Consider the following 17533-nt stretch of genomic DNA (forward strand, 5'->3'; position numbering starts at 1 on the left):
TGCCCGCATGATGCCCAGTCAGTCCAGGCCACAGCAGCAGAACACCTGAACTCGCGTGTCCGCAGACCGATACCGCTCCAGACCACTCAAATCACGCTGACCTGCGAAGACATCCGATCACGCCCGGTCGTGTGCCCGCCAACTGTCGAAACCGGGTTCTCCGGCGTGTTGTCGGCGAGCCTGTGGCCTTGGGCGTGGAGCCAGCGCCGGATTGCCTCCGTGTGACGGATGGCGGTTGCGTGCAGGGCTGGACCGGCCTTCGCGGCGGCGGTCTCGCGACCGATTCGGGCGGCGTCCTGCTCGGCGGCCTCGACGACGGCGCTCGCGACCCAGTCGTCGAGGACTCCATCGTTCTTCCACCGGGCGAGCCGGTTGCGCGCGGCCCGGTGGGCGGCCTGGGCTTCGGCTGCCTTCGTCTGCTGAGCGGCCCGCTCCCAGTACCGCGTGCGGTTGGTGAGGTATGCGTCGATGGCGCTGCGGGCCATGGCCTCGTCCCGTTCGGGATCGTGCTGAGGGCTCGTCATGCGGGAAGAATACGAGAGCGTCGACGGGTCGGCTCGCTGCCCGCTCCGGCGGGCACGGCCGGCGAGGGGCAAGCGAGCCGCAGCGGGGGATCCGCCTCGTCGAGCCGGACCAGGACCTTGCCTCCGTGGGCAAGCCGATTGGCGCGGGCGCTCGGGCCCGTACCGCTCAGGTGGCCGGCCAGCCTCCCGTGTTCCGCTCATTCCGCCGGCTGCATCCAGTCGGTCGTCGCGGGGCCGTAGGAGTCCGCCGGCGGCTCGGCCGGAAGCTGGGTACCGGCATCGCAACGCAGCTCGGTGGAGACCACCTTGGCCAGCTTCAAGGCCGAGTCGGCCAGCAGCTGGCGCTGGTGGAGGGTCAACCGTCCTTGGTCGCGGCCGTACCCGGCGGCCCGACCGAGGACGACGACACTCATGAAGTACGGGACCGAGAAGTGGTCGGCTTCATGGGGCTGGGTCCAGCAGCGGAAGTAGACTCTGGTGCCTTCGCTGGTGAAGTACCCGTCGCGGTCCTGGTCGTGGGCGAAGGATGCTGACTGCAGGAGCAACGAGGGCTTTTGCTTCGGCGTGGGCATGTCCGTCGGTGGGGGCTCGGGATAGCCCCCGTCCTGGTTCACCAGCGCGCTCACGAGCTGGTGTTCGCCCTGCTTGCCACTACAGACGCCCAACATACGGGCGATGTCGTCCTGGTGGGCCGTCTGCAGTGGATCCTGCGTCGCCTTGACGTCCTCGTTGTCCACCATGAGCGCGCGCAGCGTCTGCTCGTCCTTTCTCGCCCCGCCCGACCGTAGTCGGCTCGTATTGCAGCATTACTGAACCTGAAAGCGTCCTGTCGGAGCGGCTGGGCATCCAGGTGCGGTCGGCCTGGCAGCACTTCGACGCGGCCACCCTGGCCGACTCGATCGCCGAGGGTCGACGCGAGTTCAAGGAAGGCAGCCAGGCCAGCGGGGCTGGGCAGGCTCCGATGCCGCCGATCGACCACCCGGAACTGGCGCCGGTCCTGTCCAGCGTGCCGGACGCGCCGGCCGGGACCGGTGGTGACCTGTATGCGGTGACCATGAACGTTGCTTGTGCACACCCGGTCAATGACCGGGATGCGCTACGGTCCGGCCGTGTCGGCAACTACCGCATGGACCGCGCACCTCAGCTCGCATGACCTGCCCGAGCGGACGTGGTAGCCCTGCATCGCGGCTTCGGCACCCAGGGCGATGAGCATGTGGGACTTGCCGGTGCCGGAGTCGCCGCCCAGGCAGAGCGGCCGGCTCTTCCTGATCCACTCGCAGCCGGCAAGGGTGTTGGTCACAGCGGGGTCGATGTTGGGGTTGGCGTCGAGGTCGAAGGTCCGCAGCGACTCGTCCCGGGGGAACCCGGCGGCCTTGGTCCGCCGGCGCGGCGGGGTCCGAGCAACTGGTCGTAGTGGGTCACCGAGGGCAGCGGCCTGGTGTCCGGCGGAAGGTGGTTGAGCTTCCTCGCCGCTACTCGGACGACGGGCTCCCGCACCTGGCACGCGGCGACCGGGCACTGCCCCGCAGCGCTTGTTGACGAAAAGTCAGCAAGTTGCCCGCACCGCCTTGACGGCACACCGACACGGCCCTAGAACGTAGACAGCTCCCCGTTCACCCGCCTCCCGGGAGCAGCGGAAGTTCGTCTTCTCGACCCCTCACCGAGGAAGAGGCTTTCCCATGCGCTTCAGCCCCCACCTTGCCGTGTCCGCCACCGTCGCCGCCCTCGCCCTGGTCGCCGCAGTCCCCGCTTCAGCCGCGCCGGGCGACGCCGCCCCGGCGGTGCTGACCGCCGACAGCGCGGGCGGCGCCGCCCTCGCGGCGGGCGACGCGCTCGCCGCGCCGCTCGCCGCGAACACCTCCGCCACCTTCTACTCCACCGCGACCAGCACGACCGGCGTCACCTGCGCCACCTCCCAGCTCGCCGCCACCGTGCTGACCAACCCGGCGGCCCCCGGCACCGCGACCGAGTCCCTGACCGGCCTCACCTTCGACTCCTGCACCAGCAACGTCACCGGCGTCACCTCGGTACAGAGCCTGACCGTCGACACCCTCCCCTACGGCGTCACCATCGACGACGGCACCGGCCTGCCGGTCACCCTCACCGGCGGCAGCGCCGGCCCGATCCAGGCCACCGCCGTCCTCAACACCTGGTTCGGCACCATCACCTGCAGCTACCAGCTCAGCGGCGCCTTCACCGGCGCCGCCGACAACACCGCCCACAGCCTGACCTTCACCAACGAGCACTTCGCCAAGAGCGATGGCTCCGGCCTCTGCCCCGCCGACGGGTACTTCTCCGCGAGCTACGGCCCGGTCACCGACACCGCCCAGCCCGGCAGCCCGGCGGTCTACGTCAACTGACCCGTCCGGTCCCGGCCCGTGTGCCCCCGCTGTGCCCCGTAGCCGCGAACAGACCGGGGCACAGTCGGACCGATTCGGGCGGGATGGGACGATACCTGCCATGTCTAGCAAGTCTCCATCGGTCCGGGGCATCGAGGCCCCACCGGACCCGCTCCGCCGCCTGCTGCTCGAACTGGGCGAAGCCCTCCTGGGCGGCGGCCTTCCCGTCCACGACGTCGAGGAGGAACTCCACGGTCTGGGGCGGGCGATGGGGGCTCCGGACGTACGGGTCGCCGCCCTGACCAACGGCCTGTTCGTCGCCCTGGACACGGACGAGGGCACCCGGTTCCAGCCGGTCGGCGCCGCCCTGCGGTTCGAGCAGACCGCGGACGTCCTCCACCTGGTCCACCGGCTGCGCGCCGGCGAGGTCGACGGGAGCCAGGCACTGGCCGAGCTGGACCGGATCCGCCGGGCCCCGGCCCGCTGGCCCACCTGGGTCGCGGACCTCGGGGCGCTGCCGGTCGGGGTCGGCGTCTGCATCTTCCTCCAGCCGGTGACGGCGAACGTGCTGGCCGCCGGCGCCGGCTCGCTGATCGTGGTCGGGCTGACCCTGCTGGCCCGCCGACTGCCCCGGCTGCGACCGCTGCTGCCCGTCACGGCCGGATTCCTGGTCGCGCTGCTCGTCCTCTCGCTCGCCCGGGCCTCACTGCTGGACGGCCCGCTGCGCACCATCGTGGCCACCCTGGCGATCCTGCTGCCGGGCGGCCTGCTGGTCACCGGGCTCTCCGAGATCGCGGCGGGCGCCGCCAGCGCCGGCACGGCCCGGCTGGTGTCCGGCGCGGTGCAGCTGGCGCTCTTCCTCGCCGGGGTGGCCGCCGCCGCGACCGCGATCGGCATGCCGGCCTCCGCCCTGGCCAACATCCAAGTGGCCAAGCCCAGTTGGTGGGTGATCGCCCTCGGGCTGGCACTCGCGGTGGCCGGCGTCGTCGTCAACGTCAACACCCCGCCGTCGGCCATCCCCTGGATCGTCGCGGTGATCGCGGTCAGCATCACCGTCCAGGTGGTGGTGGGCTCGGTCCACGGCGCGGCGATCGGCGGCCTGGCCGGGGCGGTCAGCGCCGCGGTCGCGGCCACCGTGGTGCACTGGCTGCCCGGCGGCCCGCTCTGGCAGGTGCTCTACCTCCCGGCGTTCTGGATCGTGGTGCCGGGCTCCTTCGGCCTGCTCAACACCGCGCAGATCGAGGTCGGCAACGGCGCGCAGTCGGTGCTGGCCGCCGTGTCGGCGGTCTTCGGGGTCTCGATCGGCACCCTGATCGGCTCGGTGATCAGCCGGATCCCCCGCCCCTCGCTCGCCGTGGCGCAGTTGCGGGCCTGACGCGGCCGAACGCGGCGCCGGGAGGCGGGTGGCCCCGGCGCCGCCGATACTGGGCGCGATCCCGAGAAGGCACTCCGAGGAGGAATCGTGGACTACGGGCTCGGCGTCCGGCTCGACCGTCCGTTCCGGCAGACGGTGGAGGCCGTCACCGCGGCACTGAAGGAGCAGGGCTTCGGTGTCCTGACCACCATCGACGTCCAGGCGACCCTACGCGAGAAGCTCGGCGAGGAGCTGGAGGAGTACCTGATCCTCGGCGCCTGCAACCCCGCACTGGCCCACCGGGCGCTCCAGGCCGACCGCCGGATCGGGCTGCTGCTGCCCTGCAACGTGGTGGTCCGCACGGACGGCGACGCCACCGTGGTGGAGGCCGTCGACCCGCAGACGCTGGTCACCCTCGCCGGTTCCGGCGGTGGGCTGGGCGAGGTCGCGGACGAGGCGGCCCGGCGGCTGGGCGCGGCCCTCGCCTCGCTGCACGGCTGAGGACCGCACGGCTGAGGCTCGGGGCTCACCTGGTGGAGCCGGCCTCGGCGGGTACGGTCCGCGGCTGGGGGTGACGCTGGAACCAGCGGGCGATCGGTTCCGGGGTGACGCCGTGCAGGATGACGCCGAGCAGCACGGTGACGTTGTAGCCGCCCTCGACGTTCAGGGCGTTCCGCACGCGCGCCGGAACGCCCTCGTCCCGCAGGAACATCAGCGCCGAGGCGAGGTCCATGGGCATCACCACCAGTGCGGCCACGGCCGGCAGCCACCGGCGCCGGCCGGGGAAGAGCAGGGCGCCGGCGAGGATGGCCAGGGCGACCGAGGCAGGCAGCGCCGGGCTCAGCAGCCGGCCCTGGCCGATCGACCTGCCCATCGGCTGGCAGCCCCTGGCCTCGGTCGCGTCCGTGAACAGGACGACCGCCGGCACCGGTTCGACACCCGCTCGAAGGCGCGGGTCTCCGGGTTCAGCGGGACGACGGGTCGGTGCCGGGGGTCAGGACGACGCCGGCCGGCGCGATGGCGATCGGCCCGGTGATGCTCCACCGGGCCGGCCGGTCCGAGGCCACGGCCCACGCGAAGAGCAGGGACGCCAGGACGAGCAGCGCGACCACGGGGACTCACAGCGGGTGAGGGCGGGGAGGGCGTCAGGCCGTTCTGCGGAGTTCCCCCGGCCCGGGCGGAAGCCGCGCCGGGGCCCCCGAAGGAAGACCGGCGCGGCGCCGCCTCGGCGCTCAGTCCGACAGCGCTTCGCGGGGCCGGCGGACGGCGAGCAGCGCGGTGTCGTCCGTCCGGCGACCGCCGGTGTGCCGGACGACGGCGGCGGCGATCTCGTCCACCAGGCGCTCGGGGTCGGCGGCCCCGGGCAGGCCGGCCAGGCGGTCCAGGTGCGCGCGGAGGTCGAAGAAGGCACCCTGCCGGTCACGGGCCTCGGTCACCCCGTCGGAGACGATCAGCACCGTCTCGTCCTCCGCCAACCGCAGCCGCCGGATCTCCGGGAGCCCGCCGGCCAGCTGGGCGAAGCCCATCGGCGCACCGCTGCCCGTCGGCAACTGCCGCACCCCGGCCGGGCCCAGGGCGTGGGGGCCGTCGTGGCCGAAGTTGACCATCTCGATCTGCTCCGGCACGTCGTCGGGGAACCAGATGACCACCGCGGTGGCGAACCGCTCCTCCCGCCCGCCCAGTTGGGCCGCGAGCCGGTTCTGCCGGAGCAGCCGTTCCTCAAGCCGGGAGGCGACGGTGGCCAGGTCCTCCTCGTGGAAGGCGACCTCCCGGAAGCAGCCGACCAGGGCCGCCGCCATGGAGACGGCCGGCAGTCCCTTGCCCTGGACGTCACCGAGGATGACCCTGGCACCGAAGGGGGTGGCCACGACGTCGTAGAAGTCACCGCCCACCCGGGCCTCGATGTCCGCCGCCAGATAGCGCGCCGCCGAGTCCACGCCGCCCCAGCCCGGCGGCACCGGTCGCAGCACCACCTGCCGGGTGGTCTCGGCGGTGCCCTGCAGATGATGGACATAGGCGGCGGCCTGGGCGCGGAAGACGCTGATCGGCACCGCCAGGACGGCCCCCGCGATCACCAGCAGGAAGTCCTCGGTCCCCTGGGACTTGGCCCAGATGCTGTCCAGCGCCAGGTAGGCGGCGATCGACAGGCAGGAGAACACCACGGTGAGCTGCGGGCCGCAGAGCCCGGCGGCGACCACGGGGACCAGGACCAGCCAGCTGACGGAGGCGAAGGAGTGGGGCGTGAGCCCGTCCACCACCACGACCGCCACCAGCAGCGCGGCGGGCACCAGCCAGGAGCGGTGGCCGTACTGGACCAGCACCGGTAGCGACTGCTGCTGCGCCTCCGCGGACCGCTCCCGCAAGCGCCCCTCCACTCATCCGCTGATCCGACGTTGCGACGGTCCGCGCGGCCCCCGACGGGCCGCCCCGGTCCCCGCCGGGCGCACGGCTCCGGGGCGGAGAGGTCGCGCCCCAGGTTAGGGGGCGCGGCCCGTCGAGGGGCGTGCAACGGCCTCGCGCCCCCGACTGTCGCACGTTCGGCCCAGTCGGCGGGCCCGGATCACCGCGCGGACGCCGGCGGTCGACCGGCGGACGTCAGCGGTCGACCAGCGAGGTGGCCAGCTCCCGCAGCCCGTCGGCGAGCCGCTGCCCCTCGCCCCGCTCCATCAGCCGCAGGATCGGGTCGCTCTGCAGGGAGCCGAGCAGGAGGTGGCCGAGCAGTTCGGCGTCCAGGTCAGGGCGCTGTTCGGCGATCAGCGCGCTCAGGTGGCCGTGCCAGGACCGGTAGACCGGGTGGTCGCCGGGCGGGCCCTGGTCGGGCGGCCTCGGGGCGGTGGCGGCGGCGTGGCCGAGCGCGGCCAGCAGGCTCTTGTTCCGGGCGACGACGGCGACCATCGCGTCCAGGAAGGCGAGCATCCGCTCCCGGGGCGGGGCGCCGGGGCCGAGCGGCGGCGGCCCGCTGCGCAGGGCCTCGTCCAGGTCGAGCGCCCGCTCCTGCATCAGAGCGAGCATCAGGCCCATCCGGCTGCCGAAGCGGTGGAAGACCGTCCCCTTGCCCACCCCGGCGGCGGCCGCGACCTGTTCCATCGAGATCTGCTCGGGCCGGTGGCCGGCGAGCAGTTCCTCGGTGGCCCGCAGGATCGCGCGCCGGTTGCGGATCGCGTCGGCGCGTTCGCGTCGGCCCTCGGCCATGGGCTGCCCGTCCCTCGTCGTCTCGTACCCGTGGATCGTACCCGTGGACAACTGGACCGGCGGTCCAGTACGGTCCCCGATGGAAGCTGACCGCCGGTCCAGTTAATCCCGGGCCGGCCCCAACCAGGGAGGCACCATGCGACGAATCCGCTACCACCGGTACGGCGGCCCCGAGGTCCTGACGGCGGAGGAGGCCGACACCCCGACCCCGGGGCACGGCCAGGTCCTGCTGCGCACGGAGGCGATCGGGGCGAACTTCGTGGACACCAGGTTCCGGCGCGGCGCGCCCGCCGGATCGGTCTTCCACCGGCCGCTGCCGGGCGTCCTGACCGGCGATGTGGTCGGTACCGTCGACGCGGTCGGCCCCGGCACGGCCGAGGAGCTGCTCGGGCGGCGGGTCGCGGCGCTGGCCGAGGACGCCTTCGCCGAGTTCGTCCTCGCCGACGCCGCCTGGCTGGCCCCGGTCCCCGACGGACTCGACCTCGGCGCGGCCAGCATGCTGCCGATGGGCGCCCCGGTGGCGCTCGGCGCACTGCGCACCGGCCGCGTCGCCCCCGGCGAGACCGTGCTGGTCCACGCCGCCGCCGGCGGGATCGGCCACCTGGCCGTCCAGCTCGCCAAGGTGCTCGGCGCGGGCACCGTGATCGCCACCGCCGGCTCGGCGGCCAAACTCGACTTCGTCCGGGAACTCGGCGCGGACGTCGCCGTCGACTACACCGCCCCCGACTGGACCGAGCAGGTCCGCGCGGCCGCGCCGAAGGGCGTGGACGTCGTCCTGGACTCGGTCGGCGGTCAGATCCTGCAACGCGGCTTCGAGGTGCTGGCCCCGCTCGGCCGGGTGGTAGTGTACGGCGCCGCCGACGGCGAGCCGGGCAGCGTGCCCGTGATGCGGCTGTTCGGCCTCCACACGGTGACCGGCTTCTCACTGCTCGCCTGGCGCGCGGCCCGACCGGAGCTCGCCCGCCGGGACATCGAGGAGTCCGCCGAACACTTCGCGTCCGGCCGGCTGCGCACCGCGGTGCACACCCGCCTCCCGCTCGCCGAGGCGGCCACCGCCCACCGGCTGCTGGAGGAGCGCTCCCAGCTCGGCCGCATCCTCCTGCTGCCCTGACCCTGACGGCGCCCGGGGCAGCCCGGCCCCGGCACCGAAAGTCCGTACCGGCCCCGCGGGCGAAACGCCGTCACCGGCCGGCGGGTTCGGCGGTGAGCGCGCCGAGGAGGCTCAGCGCCTCCTCGGCGCGGCTCCCGGGCGCGGCCGTGTAGACCACCAGCAGCTGGTGCGCGGTGCCCGGGGAGCGGAAGGTCTCGTAGTCCAGGGCGACCTCCCCGACGGCCGGGTGGTGGAAGCGCTTGGAGCCGTGGCTCTTCTCGTGCACCTGGCGGCCCGCCCACAGGGAGCGGAACTCCGCGCTGCCGAGGGAGAGTTCACCGATCAGCCGGACCAGCTCGGGATCGTGCGGCCGCCGCCCCGCGGCCATCCGCAGGATGCCGACGGTGGTACGGGCGGCCTCCGCCCAGTCGAGGTGGACCTCGCGGGCCTCGGGGTCGAGGAAGATCCGGCGCGCCATGTTCCGCTCGCGCGGCGGGAGTCGGGGGAAGTCCGCGATCAGTGCGGCGGCCAGGCGGTTCCACGCCAGCACGTCGTTGCGGTCGTTCATGACCAGGGCGGGGGTGGCCGCCATCGCCTCGACCACCCGCCGCAGTGCCGGGCGCAGCGCCTCCGTCCGTCCCCCGGCTTGCCGTCCCGCCGCCGACCGGCGCGGCGGGCGGGCCAGGTCGTACAGGTGGGCGCGCTCTGCGGGGCCGAGCCGCAGCGCCCGGCCGATCGCGTCCAGCACCTCGTCCGAGGGCCGGTCGGCGCGCCCCTGCTCCAGGCGCACGTAGTAGTCGGTGCTGAGCCCGACCAGTTCCGCGACCTCCTCGCGCCGCAGCCCCGGCACCCGGCGGCGAGCGGTCGGCGGCAGCCCGGCCTCCTCGGGGGTGAGCAGGGCACGGCGGGCGCGCAGGTACTCGCCGAGGCTGCCGGCGAGCGGGTTCGGGTCGGCCATGCGCTCCAGTATGGGGGCGCGCCACGCGGGCGCGGGGGCCGGAGGGTGGCCCTGTCGGACCCAGGGAACGGGGCTCCCTTCCATCCGCAGTCACCACCCGCCGAACATCGCCGCATGACCACTTCTCCACTCCTCCTGACGGCGACGGACGTCGGCCGGGGCCGCTACTGGGCCACCGTCACCGCGGTCGGCTGCGCCGGCATGATGCTGCCGTTCTCGGTGACCGGCGCCGCCGTCGCGCTGCCCAGCATGGCCGCCGGGCTGGGCGCCTCGACCGACGCCGCCCAGTGGATGCTGAACGCCTTCAACATCACCTTCGCCGCCCTGCCGCTGGCCGCGGGCGGTCTCGCCGACCGGATCGGCCGGCGCCGGGTGCTGCTGGCCGGGATCGCGCTGGTCGGGGCGCTGTCCCTGCTGGTCTCGCTCGCGCCGTCGATGGCGGTGGTCGACGCGGCCCGCGCGGTGCAGGGGTGCGGCGCGGCGGCCGTCCTGGCGGCGGGCGCGGCGGTGCTGGCCGACTCGACGTCGGGGCGGCGCCGGCAGCTGGCCTTCGGGGTGCTGGGCGCCTCCTTCGGCACCGGCCTTGCGGTGGGGCCCCCGGCGGCCGGTGCGCTGGTGCAGGCGGGCAGCTGGCGGGCGGTGTTCCTGCTGGTCGCGGCGCTGGCCGTGCCCGCCTATCTGTGCGCCACCCGGGCGCCGGAGTCCCGCGCCCCGGACCGCCCGCCGATCGACCTGGCCGGGCTGGGCTGCTTCACCGCCGGGCTCGCCGCGCTGTCGTTCGCGTTGGTCCGGGCCACCGGCGCCGGCTGGGCGGCACCGGGCACCCTGCTGCCGCTGGTCGGCGCGGCCGCGCTGATGGCCGCCTTCGTCGTGGTGGAGCTGCGCCGGCCGGAGCGGGCGATGTTCGACGTCCGGCTGTTCCGGCGGCCCGAGTTCCTCGCGGTGGTGTGCCAGCCGTTCACCGTGACCCTCGGCTTCGTCGTGCTGCTGGTCTACCTGCCCGCCTACCTCCAGGGCGTGGGCGGGCGCGGCGTGCTGACCAGCGGTCTGCTCCTGCTGCCGCTGACGGCACCCGTCCTGCTGCTGCCGCTGCCGGCCGGTCGCCTCGCGGCGGCGCTCTCCGTCCGTACGGTGCTCACCGCCGCCTCGGCGCTGATCGCACTGGGCGCCCTGCTGCTGCTCACCGTGCGCGGCGACGCCTCCTGGGCGGCGTTGACGGTGCCGCTGCTGCCCTTCGGAGCCGGGGTGGGGCTGGCGTTCGGGGTGATGGACGACGCGGCGGTGAGCACCGTGCCGGTCGAACGGGCAGGCGCCGCGGCCGGCATCTTCAACACCCTGCGGATCACCGGCGAGTCGGTCGCGGTCTCGGGCGCGGCCGCGCTGCTCACCGCCCTGACCTCCGCCCACCTGCCCGGCCTCCCTCCCGGCGAGGCGGCCCGGCTCGCCGCCCACGCCGTCCAGGGGCAGGTGGACCCGGCCCGACGTGAGGCGCTCGCGGCCGGGTTCACGGGGGCCCTGCACGTCCTGGGGGTCGTCCTCGCCGTGCTGTCCGCGGCGGGGGCAGTGCTCACCCACCGGGCGCTGCGGGAGTCGGCCCACCGGTGAGCAGGTGCTCCGCCCGGCCCTGGGGCGTGTCCTGCGGATCTTTGCCGAGGGTTCGGACCGGCCGGCCCTGGTCGTGGGGTCGTTCGGCCCTGGCCGGGGGCCCGGACCGGCCGGGATCCTGGTCGCCGGTCGCGCCGGAGGGACGCGTCGGACGGCAGCGAAAGGGCCTGGGCGATGGGCGAGTTGGTCACGGTGGGGGCGTTCGAGGGCGGGTCGGCGGGTGAGGCGCTGGCCGAGGCCCGGGCGCGGGTCGCGGCGGCCGCGGCACTCGCCTCCGGGGCCGGGACGCTGGTGGAGTCGCTGCGGGTCAGGTTGGCCGGTGTGGCCGGTGGGGTGCTGGCGCAGGCGAACGCCGAGGTGGACGGGCGGCGGATCCGGGTGCAGCGGGCGGCGGCCGGGCTGGGTGACTCGCTCGACCGGGTGGCCGACTCCCTGCGCGGCAGGATCCGGGCCGTCACCGGTGCCTGGGCGCCGCGCCCGTGGTCGGTGCAGCCGGCCCCCACTCCCCCGGTGCCGCCCACGGGCGGTCGCCGGATCGTCCGGCGCAAGCAGCCCTCGCTGGTGTGGTGCTCGCCCGAGGCGGCGGCCCGGACGATGGACGCGATGGACTACGACATCCACCTGTTCACCGACCCGGCGACCGAGACCGACGCCGTGGTCTACCGGGTCGGGCCGACCGGCTACCGGCTGGCCCGGACGCTCCCGGCCGGTCCGTTCGGCCGCCGCACCGCGCCGATCACCCTCAGCCCGCACGGCGCGCCGCTGCTGACCGAGCAGCGGGCGGTCGACCGGCTGGAGGCCGCCGAGCTGCCGTTCCTGTTCTTCGCCCACCCCGCCGACGGCCGGGGCCGGGTGCTCTACCGGCGCTTCGACGGCCAGCTGGGTCTGATCGCGGGCCGGGTCTGAGCCACGCGTGCCCCGCCGGGCGGGATCCCGGCGGGGCACGGCGTCGGATCTGTTGTCCGTCACATGTTGATCATGTGGCCGGCCAGGCCGTGGATGGCCTCCTTGACCGCCTCGCCCAGGGTCGGGTGGGCGTGCACGTTGCGGGCGACCTCGTGGACGGTGAGGTCCCACTGCTGGGCCAGGGTCAGCTCGGGCAGCAGCTCGGTGACCTCGGGGCCGATCAGGTGGGCGCCGAGCAGCTCGCCGTACTTCTCGTCGCTGATGACCTTGACGAAGCCGATCGGGTGGCCGAGGCCGTGCGCCTTGCCGTTCGCCGTGAACGGGAACTTGGCGACCTTGACGTCGTAGCCCAGCTCGCGGGCCTGCGCCTCGGTGTAGCCGAAGGAGGCGATCTGCGGCTGGCAGTAGGTGGCGCGCGGGATCATGACGAAATCGACCTCCATGGTCTCCGCCCCGCCGATGGTCTCGGCGGCGATCACGGCCATGGTCTCGGCGGCGTGCGCCAGCATCAGCTTGGCGGTGACGTCGCCGATCGCGAAGATGTGGTCGACGCTGGTGCGGCCGCGGCCGTCCACCGCGATGGCGTTGCGGTCGGTCAGCTTGACCCCGGTGTTCTCCAGGCCGTAGCCGTTGACCCGCGGCGCGAAGCCGATCGCCTGGAGCACCTTGTCGGCCTCCAGCACCTGCTGCTGGCCGTCCTTGGTGACCGTGACGCGGACCTTGGCGTTCGGGTCGCTGTCGTCGATCGACTCGACCCGGGTGGAGGTGAGCACCTCGATGCCCAGCTTGCGGTACTGCTTGGCGAGTTCGGTGGAGACCTCGACGTCCTCCAGCGGGACCACGCGGTCCAGGAACTCGACGATGGTGACCTTCACGCCGTAGTTGTGCAGCACGTAGGCGAACTCGACGCCGATCGCGCCGGCGCCCGCGATGATGATGCTCTCCGGCAGCTGCTCGGTGAGGATCTGCTCCTCGTAGGTGACCACGCGGTCACTCAGGCTGGTGCCGGGCAGCAGGCGGGTGGTGGCGCCGGCCGCGATGATGCAGTGGTCGAAGGTGACGACGTCGAAGCCGCCGCCACTGAGCGCGACCTGCAGGGTGTGGTCGTCGACGAAGGTGCCCCAGCCGTCGTACTCGGTGATGCCGTTCTTCTTCATCAGGTAGTGGACGCCCTTGACCCGGCCGTCGGCCACCGAGCGGCTGCGGCGGAAGGCCTCGCCGAAGTCGAAGCTCACCTGGCCCTCGACCTTGATGCCGAAGGTCTTGGCCTCCTTGGTGAAGATGTGGGCCAGCTCGGCGTTGCGCAGCAGGGCCTTGGAGGGGATGCAACCGACGTTGAGGCAGACGCCGCCCCAGTACTTGGCCTCGATGACCGCGACCTTCAGGCCCAGCTGGGCCGAGCGGACGGCGGCGGTGTAGCCGCCGGGGCCCGCGCCGAGGACGACGACGTCGTAGTGCGTGCTCATGTTGCTGACTCCTCCGAGGGTGTCACGTTGTCGTGATCTCGGTCCCATGGTGTCAGGACCGGGCTCGGCGCACCCACCGGGTCTCGGCGGATGCGCTCCGCGCGGCACCGTACAGGGCGCGGGCCCGGATTGGAGACCCAGTGACGACTATCAGTGTCAGTGGTGCCCGCTACGGTGGCTCGCACCCGGCCCCACCAGGGGCGATGTCGGAGGGGAGGTTCCGGATGGACGGTATGCGCACGGCAGGCGGGTGGGCCCGCCGCCCGAGGACGGCAGCGGGCCCACCCGGGCGTCAGGCGGTCACCTCGTGGGCGTCGGCCCCTCCACCGGAGCCACTGCCCGTACCACTCATACCCGCGCCGGCCGCGGTCCGAGCGGCCGGGCTCCGGGCCGGTACGGGCCGCTGCAGCGAGGAGAGGTCCCAGGCGTAGGTGCCGACGGCATGGGCGATCACGCCGATGTTGACGTCGAAGGCGTTCATGTCGATGTTGTCCAGGTCGTCGCAGGCCTTGTGGTAGCAGGCGTCGAAGGCGGTGCCCGCCGTACCGCCGTAACGGGCCTCCTGATCCGGGGACTTGATCACCTCGGCGCCGGTGTCGGTGCCGCCGGCCGGGATGCCCGCGTCGATGAACGGTCCGTAGTCGGAGCGGCCGTTGAAGGCGGAGGGGTCGTGCGGCAGCTCGCGGCCGTCCAGGTACTCGGTCAGGTCCCGCTCGATCTGCGCCGAGCCCTCGGGGCCGGCGCCACCGCCCGCACTGCCGGAGCCGTTGTAGACGAACTGCGCGTAGTTGGGGGAAGCGATCATGTCGAAGTTGAGGTAGAGCCGGATCTTCTTCCGATCCGCCTCGGCGAGTGACTTCACGTACGCCTCGGAGCCCCGGAGGCCGAACTCCTCGGCGGACCACCAGGCGAATCTGACCTTGTTCCTCACCGGGCGGACGCCGAGGTTCTCGGCGACCTCCAGGATGCCGGCCGAGCCGGAGCCGTTGTCATTGATCCCGGGCCCGGCCGGGACGGAGTCCAGGTGGGCACCGATCATCACGGTGTTCTCCGGGTCGCCACCGCGGGTCTCGGCGATGACGTTCCAGGTCCTGCGCGGCTCCATGACGGTACGGACGTCGAGCTTGATCCGCACCGGCCCGGCGGCAGCCTTCGCGGCCAGCGCCTCCCCGGCGGCCTTGGTGATCCCTCCGGTCGGGACTTTCCCGGCGGTCGGCTCGCCCAGGGTCCCGTTGAGGTCGCCGTCGGCGTTGTTGTAGACGATCGCGCCGACGGCCCCGGCCGCCGCCGCGGCGGCCTGCTTCTCGGCGAAGCTGCACCCTCCGCGCCGGATCAGCGCGATCCGGCCGGTGACGGCACCGGCCGGGTAGTCGGCGGGCGCGCAGCCGGTGGTGGCGCTGACCGGTGCCACGGCCAGGTCGGCGGTCAGACCCGCCTCCGGGCCACTCACCGAGTACGTCATGGCGATCACCGGCACCGACTCGGCCTGCGGGGACACCACGTCCAGGCGCTGCGAACGCGCCTCGAAGAAGGTGTACTCGAACTCCTGCCTGGACACCTTGAGCCCGGCCCGCCGCGCCTGCTCGTAGATGTACCGCGCGGACTCGTCGTGCCCCGTCGAACCGGCGGCTCTGGTACCGCCGTCGCGGTCGGCGAAGCGTTGCAGCGCGGCCAGCGTCTCGTGCGCGTCCTCGGCGCTGCTGGCCTCGACCAGGCGCTCGGCGAGCTTCGCACCCCGGCGCGCCGGGTCCGGGTCGGCGTTCGCGCTGCCGGTGCCGACCAGCAGCAGCGGGGTGACGAGGGAGGCGACGGTCAGCGCGGCGCCCGCGCGACTCCGGTGACGGACGGTGCGCGGGCGCGGTATCGGGGTGGCCTGGTCGAACGGGGTGGAACGGTCGAACGGGGAGGTCTGACGACGGCAGCGCAGCTTCAAGGCGACTCCTTCCGACGGTCCGTGAACTCACGATTTGACATGACCGGGACCGCCTTGCCAAGCCCGCCGCGCGGCCGCGACATGCGGAGGACGGCATCCGCGGTGATCCTGGAGTGGTGGGGGCCTCTCATCCAGGAGGGTGACCGCATGTCCATGTTGGATAAGCTCAAGAGCCTGCTGAAGGGGCACGAGGAGCAGGCCGAGAAGGCCGTCGACAAGACGGGGGACACCGTCGACGAGCGCACTCAGGGCAGGTACAGCCACCAGGTCGACGCAGCCCAGGAGCACGTCAAGGACAAGTTCCGCGACCAGCCGCCGCAGTAGCGCGCGGCGTCAGTGCCGGTCGGCCGGGCCGGGCGTCGGCGTCATCGAACCGCCACCCCGGTCCGGCCGCCGTCCCGGTTCCCCGTCGGCCGCCCCGGCCGCGCCGCAGTTCTCGCACGGCCCCGGGCCGGGCCGCTCGCGCAGCCGCCCGCACTCCGGGCACACCCGGTCCAGCCAACAGGCCGACTCGCCGCCTTCGTCCATGCCCCCGATTCTGCCCGGGGCGGCGGCGGGAGCGCGAGTAGACACTATCTACACCCACCTGGTAGACAGTGTCTATGACCGATCAGGACAGGGACCTGCGCGCCCGACTGGTGGCCGCGGGCGTCGAGCTGGTGGCCCGGGACGGCGTCAACGCGCTCGGCCTGCGCGAGATCGCCCGCCACGCCGGGGTCTCACACGGAGCGCCGCGCCGCTACTTCCCCACCCACCGCGAGCTGCTCGCCGCCATCGCCCGGCACGGCTTCGGCAAGCTCACCGATGTCCTCGCCGGTGCCGACGCCCTCACCGCCACCACCGGCGCCGACGCCCGCACCCGCCTCACCGCCCTGGCCCGCGCCTACCTCGGCTTCGCGGCAGCCAACCCCGGCATGTTCGAGCTGATGTTCCGTCACGACCTGCTGGAGGGCAGCGGAGCCGAGCTGCGCCGCACCACCCTGCCGCTGTTCCTGACCTTCGCCGGCCTGGTCGCCGAGGTCCACCCCCGGTGCGACGATCCGACCGCCGCCACCGCCGCTCTCTGGGCCAACCTGCACGGCCTCGCCCAGCTGCGCGCCTGGGGCAGCCTGCGGCTGGTCACCGGCGGCGAGGACGTCGACCCGCTGCTGCGCGCCGCCCTGGACGCCCACCTCGGCCCGGCCACCCGGTGACGCCCCGGCGCCGTCGCCCAGCCCACCTGCCGGGCCGGGCCGCCGCTCAGCCGCAGCAGGCCCTCAGGCGGCTGTGAGGCGCCCGTGACGCACCCGCCACGCCGAGCACCGACCTGGTCCGGACGCCCCGCCGGGGCGTCCGGACCAGGTCGGCGGGTGGGTCACCTCACGTCGGCCGTGGAGATGACCATCACCTTCGCCACCGAGCCGTCCTCGTCGACCGAGTCGCGCAGGTACCGGGCGCCCAGCCGCTCGCACATCGCGAGGCTCGGGGTGTTCTCCGCGCCCACCAGGCCGTAGACCTCCTTGAGGCCGAGCTCGTCGCCGGCGTAGCGGATCAGGCCGCGGGCCACCTCGGAGCCCAGGCCCCGGCCCCAGAACTCCGGGACGAGGGCGGCGATCAGCTCATGGCCGTCGACGTTGCCGGTCCGCTTCACCTCCGCGTGGCCCGCGTAGGCGCCGTCCAGCCACAGTCCCCACACGTCGAAGATCTCCTTGGGGTACACCTCGGTCAGGATCGCCTTGAACAGCGTGCGGATCTGCGGCTCGGGCACGAGGTCCTGGCCCATCCAGCGGCACACCTCCGCGTTGCGCAGGAGGGAGACGAAGGCGTCCTCGTCCTCGGGCCGGTAGGGGATGAACTCCAGGTGTTCGGTGCGCAGCACGGGGGTCACGGTGAGCTCCTCGGGGGTTGTGGTGGGATGGTCGCGTCAGGCTTCGGCGTTCTCCATGCGCTCGCGCAGGCTCCGCGGCCGCATGTCGGTCCACACCTCGTCGACGTAGGCGGAGCACTCCGCCTCGGTGCCCTCCTTGCCGACGGGCTGCCAGCCGGCGGGCACGTCGATGTCGACGGGCCAGAGGGAGTACTGCTCCTCGTCGTTGCGCAGCACCTGGTAGCGGGTGTTCTCGTCCATGTCTTGCTCCTTCGTCATCGTCGGTTCTTCATCGGTGGTGTGTCACAGGCGGTCTGACA

General features: G+C 73.6%; 21 protein-coding genes and 1 pseudogene. 9 read left to right on the top strand and 13 right to left on the bottom strand.

All coding sequences use genetic code 11. From position 1 onward, the window contains the following. Nucleotides 1-86: 86 nt before the first annotated feature. A complete protein-coding gene (locus ABZW30_RS10830; protein WP_355670726.1) occupies nucleotides 87-524 on the bottom strand; it encodes a hypothetical protein in 438 nt (145 codons plus the stop codon). A 197-nt stretch (nucleotides 525-721) separates the two neighbouring features. Continuing rightward, on the bottom strand, nucleotides 722-1264 hold the full coding sequence (locus tag ABZW30_RS10835) for a hypothetical protein (RefSeq protein ID WP_355670727.1): 543 nt from the start codon (nucleotides 1262-1264) through the stop codon (nucleotides 722-724). 110 nt (nucleotides 1265-1374) lie between these two features. Between ABZW30_RS10835 and ABZW30_RS10840 the strand changes: the two genes are divergently transcribed. After that, nucleotides 1375-1677: a hypothetical protein gene (locus ABZW30_RS10840; RefSeq protein ID WP_355670881.1), complete on the top strand. Its 303-nt coding sequence runs from the start codon at nucleotides 1375-1377 to the stop codon at nucleotides 1675-1677. A 9-nt stretch (nucleotides 1678-1686) separates the two neighbouring features. Here the strand turns inward: ABZW30_RS10840 and ABZW30_RS10845 are convergent. Beyond that, nucleotides 1687-1908: pseudogene (locus ABZW30_RS10845) on the bottom strand (ATP-binding protein); the annotation flags it as partial. Between the two features lie 295 nt (nucleotides 1909-2203). Here ABZW30_RS10845 and ABZW30_RS10850 point away from each other — a divergent pair. From ABZW30_RS10850 to ABZW30_RS10860, 3 genes are all read left to right on the top strand, one after another. After that, nucleotides 2204-2884, top strand: a complete 681-nt coding sequence (locus tag ABZW30_RS10850; protein WP_355670728.1) for a Tat pathway signal sequence domain protein — start codon at nucleotides 2204-2206, stop codon at nucleotides 2882-2884. Nucleotides 2885-2984: 100 nt separating this feature from the next. Beyond that, complete coding sequence (locus tag ABZW30_RS10855) at nucleotides 2985-4238, top strand: threonine/serine exporter family protein (RefSeq protein ID WP_355670729.1); 1254 nt, start codon at nucleotides 2985-2987, stop codon at nucleotides 4236-4238. Between the two features lie 87 nt (nucleotides 4239-4325). Further along, nucleotides 4326-4718 carry a DUF302 domain-containing protein gene (locus tag ABZW30_RS10860; RefSeq protein WP_355670730.1) on the top strand — a complete coding sequence of 131 codons (393 nt, stop codon included), beginning with the start codon at nucleotides 4326-4328 and terminating at the stop codon, nucleotides 4716-4718. Between the two features lie 25 nt (nucleotides 4719-4743). On the opposite strand, the gene ABZW30_RS10865 is transcribed toward ABZW30_RS10860, so the two are convergent. The 4 genes from ABZW30_RS10865 to ABZW30_RS10880 all read right to left on the bottom strand — a co-directional run bounded on the left by ABZW30_RS10865 (nucleotide 4744) and on the right by ABZW30_RS10880 (nucleotide 7409). Next, nucleotides 4744-5145, bottom strand: coding sequence for a hypothetical protein (locus ABZW30_RS10865; protein ID WP_355670731.1), 402 nt, complete (start codon nucleotides 5143-5145; stop codon nucleotides 4744-4746). Between the two features lie 37 nt (nucleotides 5146-5182). Further along, nucleotides 5183-5329, bottom strand: coding sequence for a hypothetical protein (locus ABZW30_RS10870; protein ID WP_355670732.1), 147 nt, complete (start codon nucleotides 5327-5329; stop codon nucleotides 5183-5185). Nucleotides 5330-5449: 120 nt separating this feature from the next. Beyond that, on the bottom strand, nucleotides 5450-6580 hold the full coding sequence (locus tag ABZW30_RS10875) for a PP2C family protein-serine/threonine phosphatase (protein WP_355670733.1): 1131 nt from the start codon (nucleotides 6578-6580) through the stop codon (nucleotides 5450-5452). Nucleotides 6581-6812: 232 nt separating this feature from the next. Beyond that, complete coding sequence (locus ABZW30_RS10880) at nucleotides 6813-7409, bottom strand: helix-turn-helix domain-containing protein (RefSeq protein WP_355670734.1); 597 nt, start codon at nucleotides 7407-7409, stop codon at nucleotides 6813-6815. Nucleotides 7410-7545: 136 nt separating this feature from the next. On the opposite strand from ABZW30_RS10880, the gene ABZW30_RS10885 reads away from it, so the two are divergent. Then, complete coding sequence (locus tag ABZW30_RS10885) at nucleotides 7546-8520, top strand: zinc-binding dehydrogenase (protein WP_355670735.1); 975 nt, start codon at nucleotides 7546-7548, stop codon at nucleotides 8518-8520. Between the two features lie 70 nt (nucleotides 8521-8590). Here ABZW30_RS10885 and ABZW30_RS10890 read toward each other — a convergent pair whose 3' ends face one another. Further along, entirely contained in the window at nucleotides 8591-9457 is an 867-nt protein-coding gene (locus tag ABZW30_RS10890) for a helix-turn-helix transcriptional regulator (protein ID WP_355670736.1), read from the bottom strand. A gap of 114 nt (nucleotides 9458-9571) precedes the next feature. Between ABZW30_RS10890 and ABZW30_RS10895 the strand changes: the two genes are divergently transcribed. Further along, nucleotides 9572-11062 carry an MFS transporter gene (locus ABZW30_RS10895; RefSeq protein WP_355670737.1) on the top strand — a complete coding sequence of 497 codons (1491 nt, stop codon included), beginning with the start codon at nucleotides 9572-9574 and terminating at the stop codon, nucleotides 11060-11062. A 174-nt stretch (nucleotides 11063-11236) separates the two neighbouring features. Then, nucleotides 11237-11968 (top strand): sigma 54 modulation/S30EA ribosomal C-terminal domain-containing protein, encoded by a 732-nt coding sequence (locus ABZW30_RS10900; RefSeq protein ID WP_355670738.1) that lies wholly within the window; start codon nucleotides 11237-11239, stop codon nucleotides 11966-11968. Between the two features lie 59 nt (nucleotides 11969-12027). On the opposite strand, the gene lpdA is transcribed toward ABZW30_RS10900, so the two are convergent. Together lpdA and ABZW30_RS10910 are read right to left on the bottom strand one after the other, a co-directional pair. Continuing rightward, the gene (gene lpdA, locus ABZW30_RS10905) at nucleotides 12028-13434 is read right to left on the bottom strand and encodes a dihydrolipoyl dehydrogenase (protein ID WP_355670739.1); all 1407 of its coding nucleotides are present in this window, start codon (nucleotides 13432-13434) and stop codon (nucleotides 12028-12030) included. Between the two features lie 292 nt (nucleotides 13435-13726). Beyond that, a complete protein-coding gene (locus tag ABZW30_RS10910) occupies nucleotides 13727-15250 on the bottom strand; it encodes a M28 family peptidase (protein WP_355670876.1) in 1524 nt (507 codons plus the stop codon). Between the two features lie 264 nt (nucleotides 15251-15514). On the opposite strand from ABZW30_RS10910, the gene ABZW30_RS10915 reads away from it, so the two are divergent. Then, complete coding sequence (locus ABZW30_RS10915; protein WP_355670740.1) at nucleotides 15515-15691, top strand: antitoxin; 177 nt, start codon at nucleotides 15515-15517, stop codon at nucleotides 15689-15691. 9 nt (nucleotides 15692-15700) lie between these two features. On the opposite strand, the gene ABZW30_RS10920 is transcribed toward ABZW30_RS10915, so the two are convergent. Further along, nucleotides 15701-15895: a hypothetical protein gene (locus tag ABZW30_RS10920; RefSeq protein ID WP_355670741.1), complete on the bottom strand. Its 195-nt coding sequence runs from the start codon at nucleotides 15893-15895 to the stop codon at nucleotides 15701-15703. A 74-nt stretch (nucleotides 15896-15969) separates the two neighbouring features. On the opposite strand from ABZW30_RS10920, the gene ABZW30_RS10925 reads away from it, so the two are divergent. Next, nucleotides 15970-16560: a TetR/AcrR family transcriptional regulator gene (locus tag ABZW30_RS10925; protein ID WP_355670742.1), complete on the top strand. Its 591-nt coding sequence runs from the start codon at nucleotides 15970-15972 to the stop codon at nucleotides 16558-16560. 161 nt (nucleotides 16561-16721) lie between these two features. Here ABZW30_RS10925 and ABZW30_RS10930 read toward each other — a convergent pair whose 3' ends face one another. After that, nucleotides 16722-17234 carry a GNAT family N-acetyltransferase gene (locus ABZW30_RS10930; protein WP_355670743.1) on the bottom strand — a complete coding sequence of 171 codons (513 nt, stop codon included), beginning with the start codon at nucleotides 17232-17234 and terminating at the stop codon, nucleotides 16722-16724. Between the two features lie 36 nt (nucleotides 17235-17270). Next, nucleotides 17271-17474, bottom strand: a complete 204-nt coding sequence (locus tag ABZW30_RS10935) for an MbtH family NRPS accessory protein (RefSeq protein WP_355670744.1) — start codon at nucleotides 17472-17474, stop codon at nucleotides 17271-17273. Nucleotides 17475-17533 lie beyond the last annotated feature (59 nt).

The sequence above is a fragment of the Kitasatospora sp. NPDC004669 genome, assembly GCF_040609455.1.
Classification (GTDB): domain Bacteria; phylum Actinomycetota; class Actinomycetes; order Streptomycetales; family Streptomycetaceae; genus Kitasatospora.

What these genes read in the sequence shown, in the direction of transcription:
- ABZW30_RS10890 (WP_355670736.1), bottom strand. Translation starts at nt 9,457, where the DNA reads ATGGCCGACCCGAACCCGCTCGCCGGCAGCCTCGGCGAGTACCTGCGC.
- ABZW30_RS10935 (WP_355670744.1), bottom strand. Translation starts at nt 17,474, where the DNA reads ATGGACGAGAACACCCGCTACCAGGTGCTGCGCAACGACGAGGAGCAG.
- ABZW30_RS10900 (WP_355670738.1), top strand. Translation starts at nt 11,237, where the DNA reads ATGGGCGAGTTGGTCACGGTGGGGGCGTTCGAGGGCGGGTCGGCGGGT.
- ABZW30_RS10855 (WP_355670729.1), top strand. Translation starts at nt 2,985, where the DNA reads ATGTCTAGCAAGTCTCCATCGGTCCGGGGCATCGAGGCCCCACCGGAC.
- ABZW30_RS10925 (WP_355670742.1), top strand. Translation starts at nt 15,970, where the DNA reads ATGACCGATCAGGACAGGGACCTGCGCGCCCGACTGGTGGCCGCGGGC.
- ABZW30_RS10835 (WP_355670727.1), bottom strand. Translation starts at nt 1,264, where the DNA reads ATGGTGGACAACGAGGACGTCAAGGCGACGCAGGATCCACTGCAGACG.
- ABZW30_RS10915 (WP_355670740.1), top strand. Translation starts at nt 15,515, where the DNA reads ATGTCCATGTTGGATAAGCTCAAGAGCCTGCTGAAGGGGCACGAGGAG.
- lpdA (WP_355670739.1), bottom strand. Translation starts at nt 13,434, where the DNA reads ATGAGCACGCACTACGACGTCGTCGTCCTCGGCGCGGGCCCCGGCGGC.
- ABZW30_RS10895 (WP_355670737.1), top strand. Translation starts at nt 9,572, where the DNA reads ATGACCACTTCTCCACTCCTCCTGACGGCGACGGACGTCGGCCGGGGC.
- ABZW30_RS10920 (WP_355670741.1), bottom strand. Translation starts at nt 15,895, where the DNA reads ATGGACGAAGGCGGCGAGTCGGCCTGTTGGCTGGACCGGGTGTGCCCG.
- ABZW30_RS10830 (WP_355670726.1), bottom strand. Translation starts at nt 524, where the DNA reads ATGACGAGCCCTCAGCACGATCCCGAACGGGACGAGGCCATGGCCCGC.
- ABZW30_RS10885 (WP_355670735.1), top strand. Translation starts at nt 7,546, where the DNA reads ATGCGACGAATCCGCTACCACCGGTACGGCGGCCCCGAGGTCCTGACG.
- ABZW30_RS10880 (WP_355670734.1), bottom strand. Translation starts at nt 7,409, where the DNA reads ATGGCCGAGGGCCGACGCGAACGCGCCGACGCGATCCGCAACCGGCGC.
- ABZW30_RS10850 (WP_355670728.1), top strand. Translation starts at nt 2,204, where the DNA reads ATGCGCTTCAGCCCCCACCTTGCCGTGTCCGCCACCGTCGCCGCCCTC.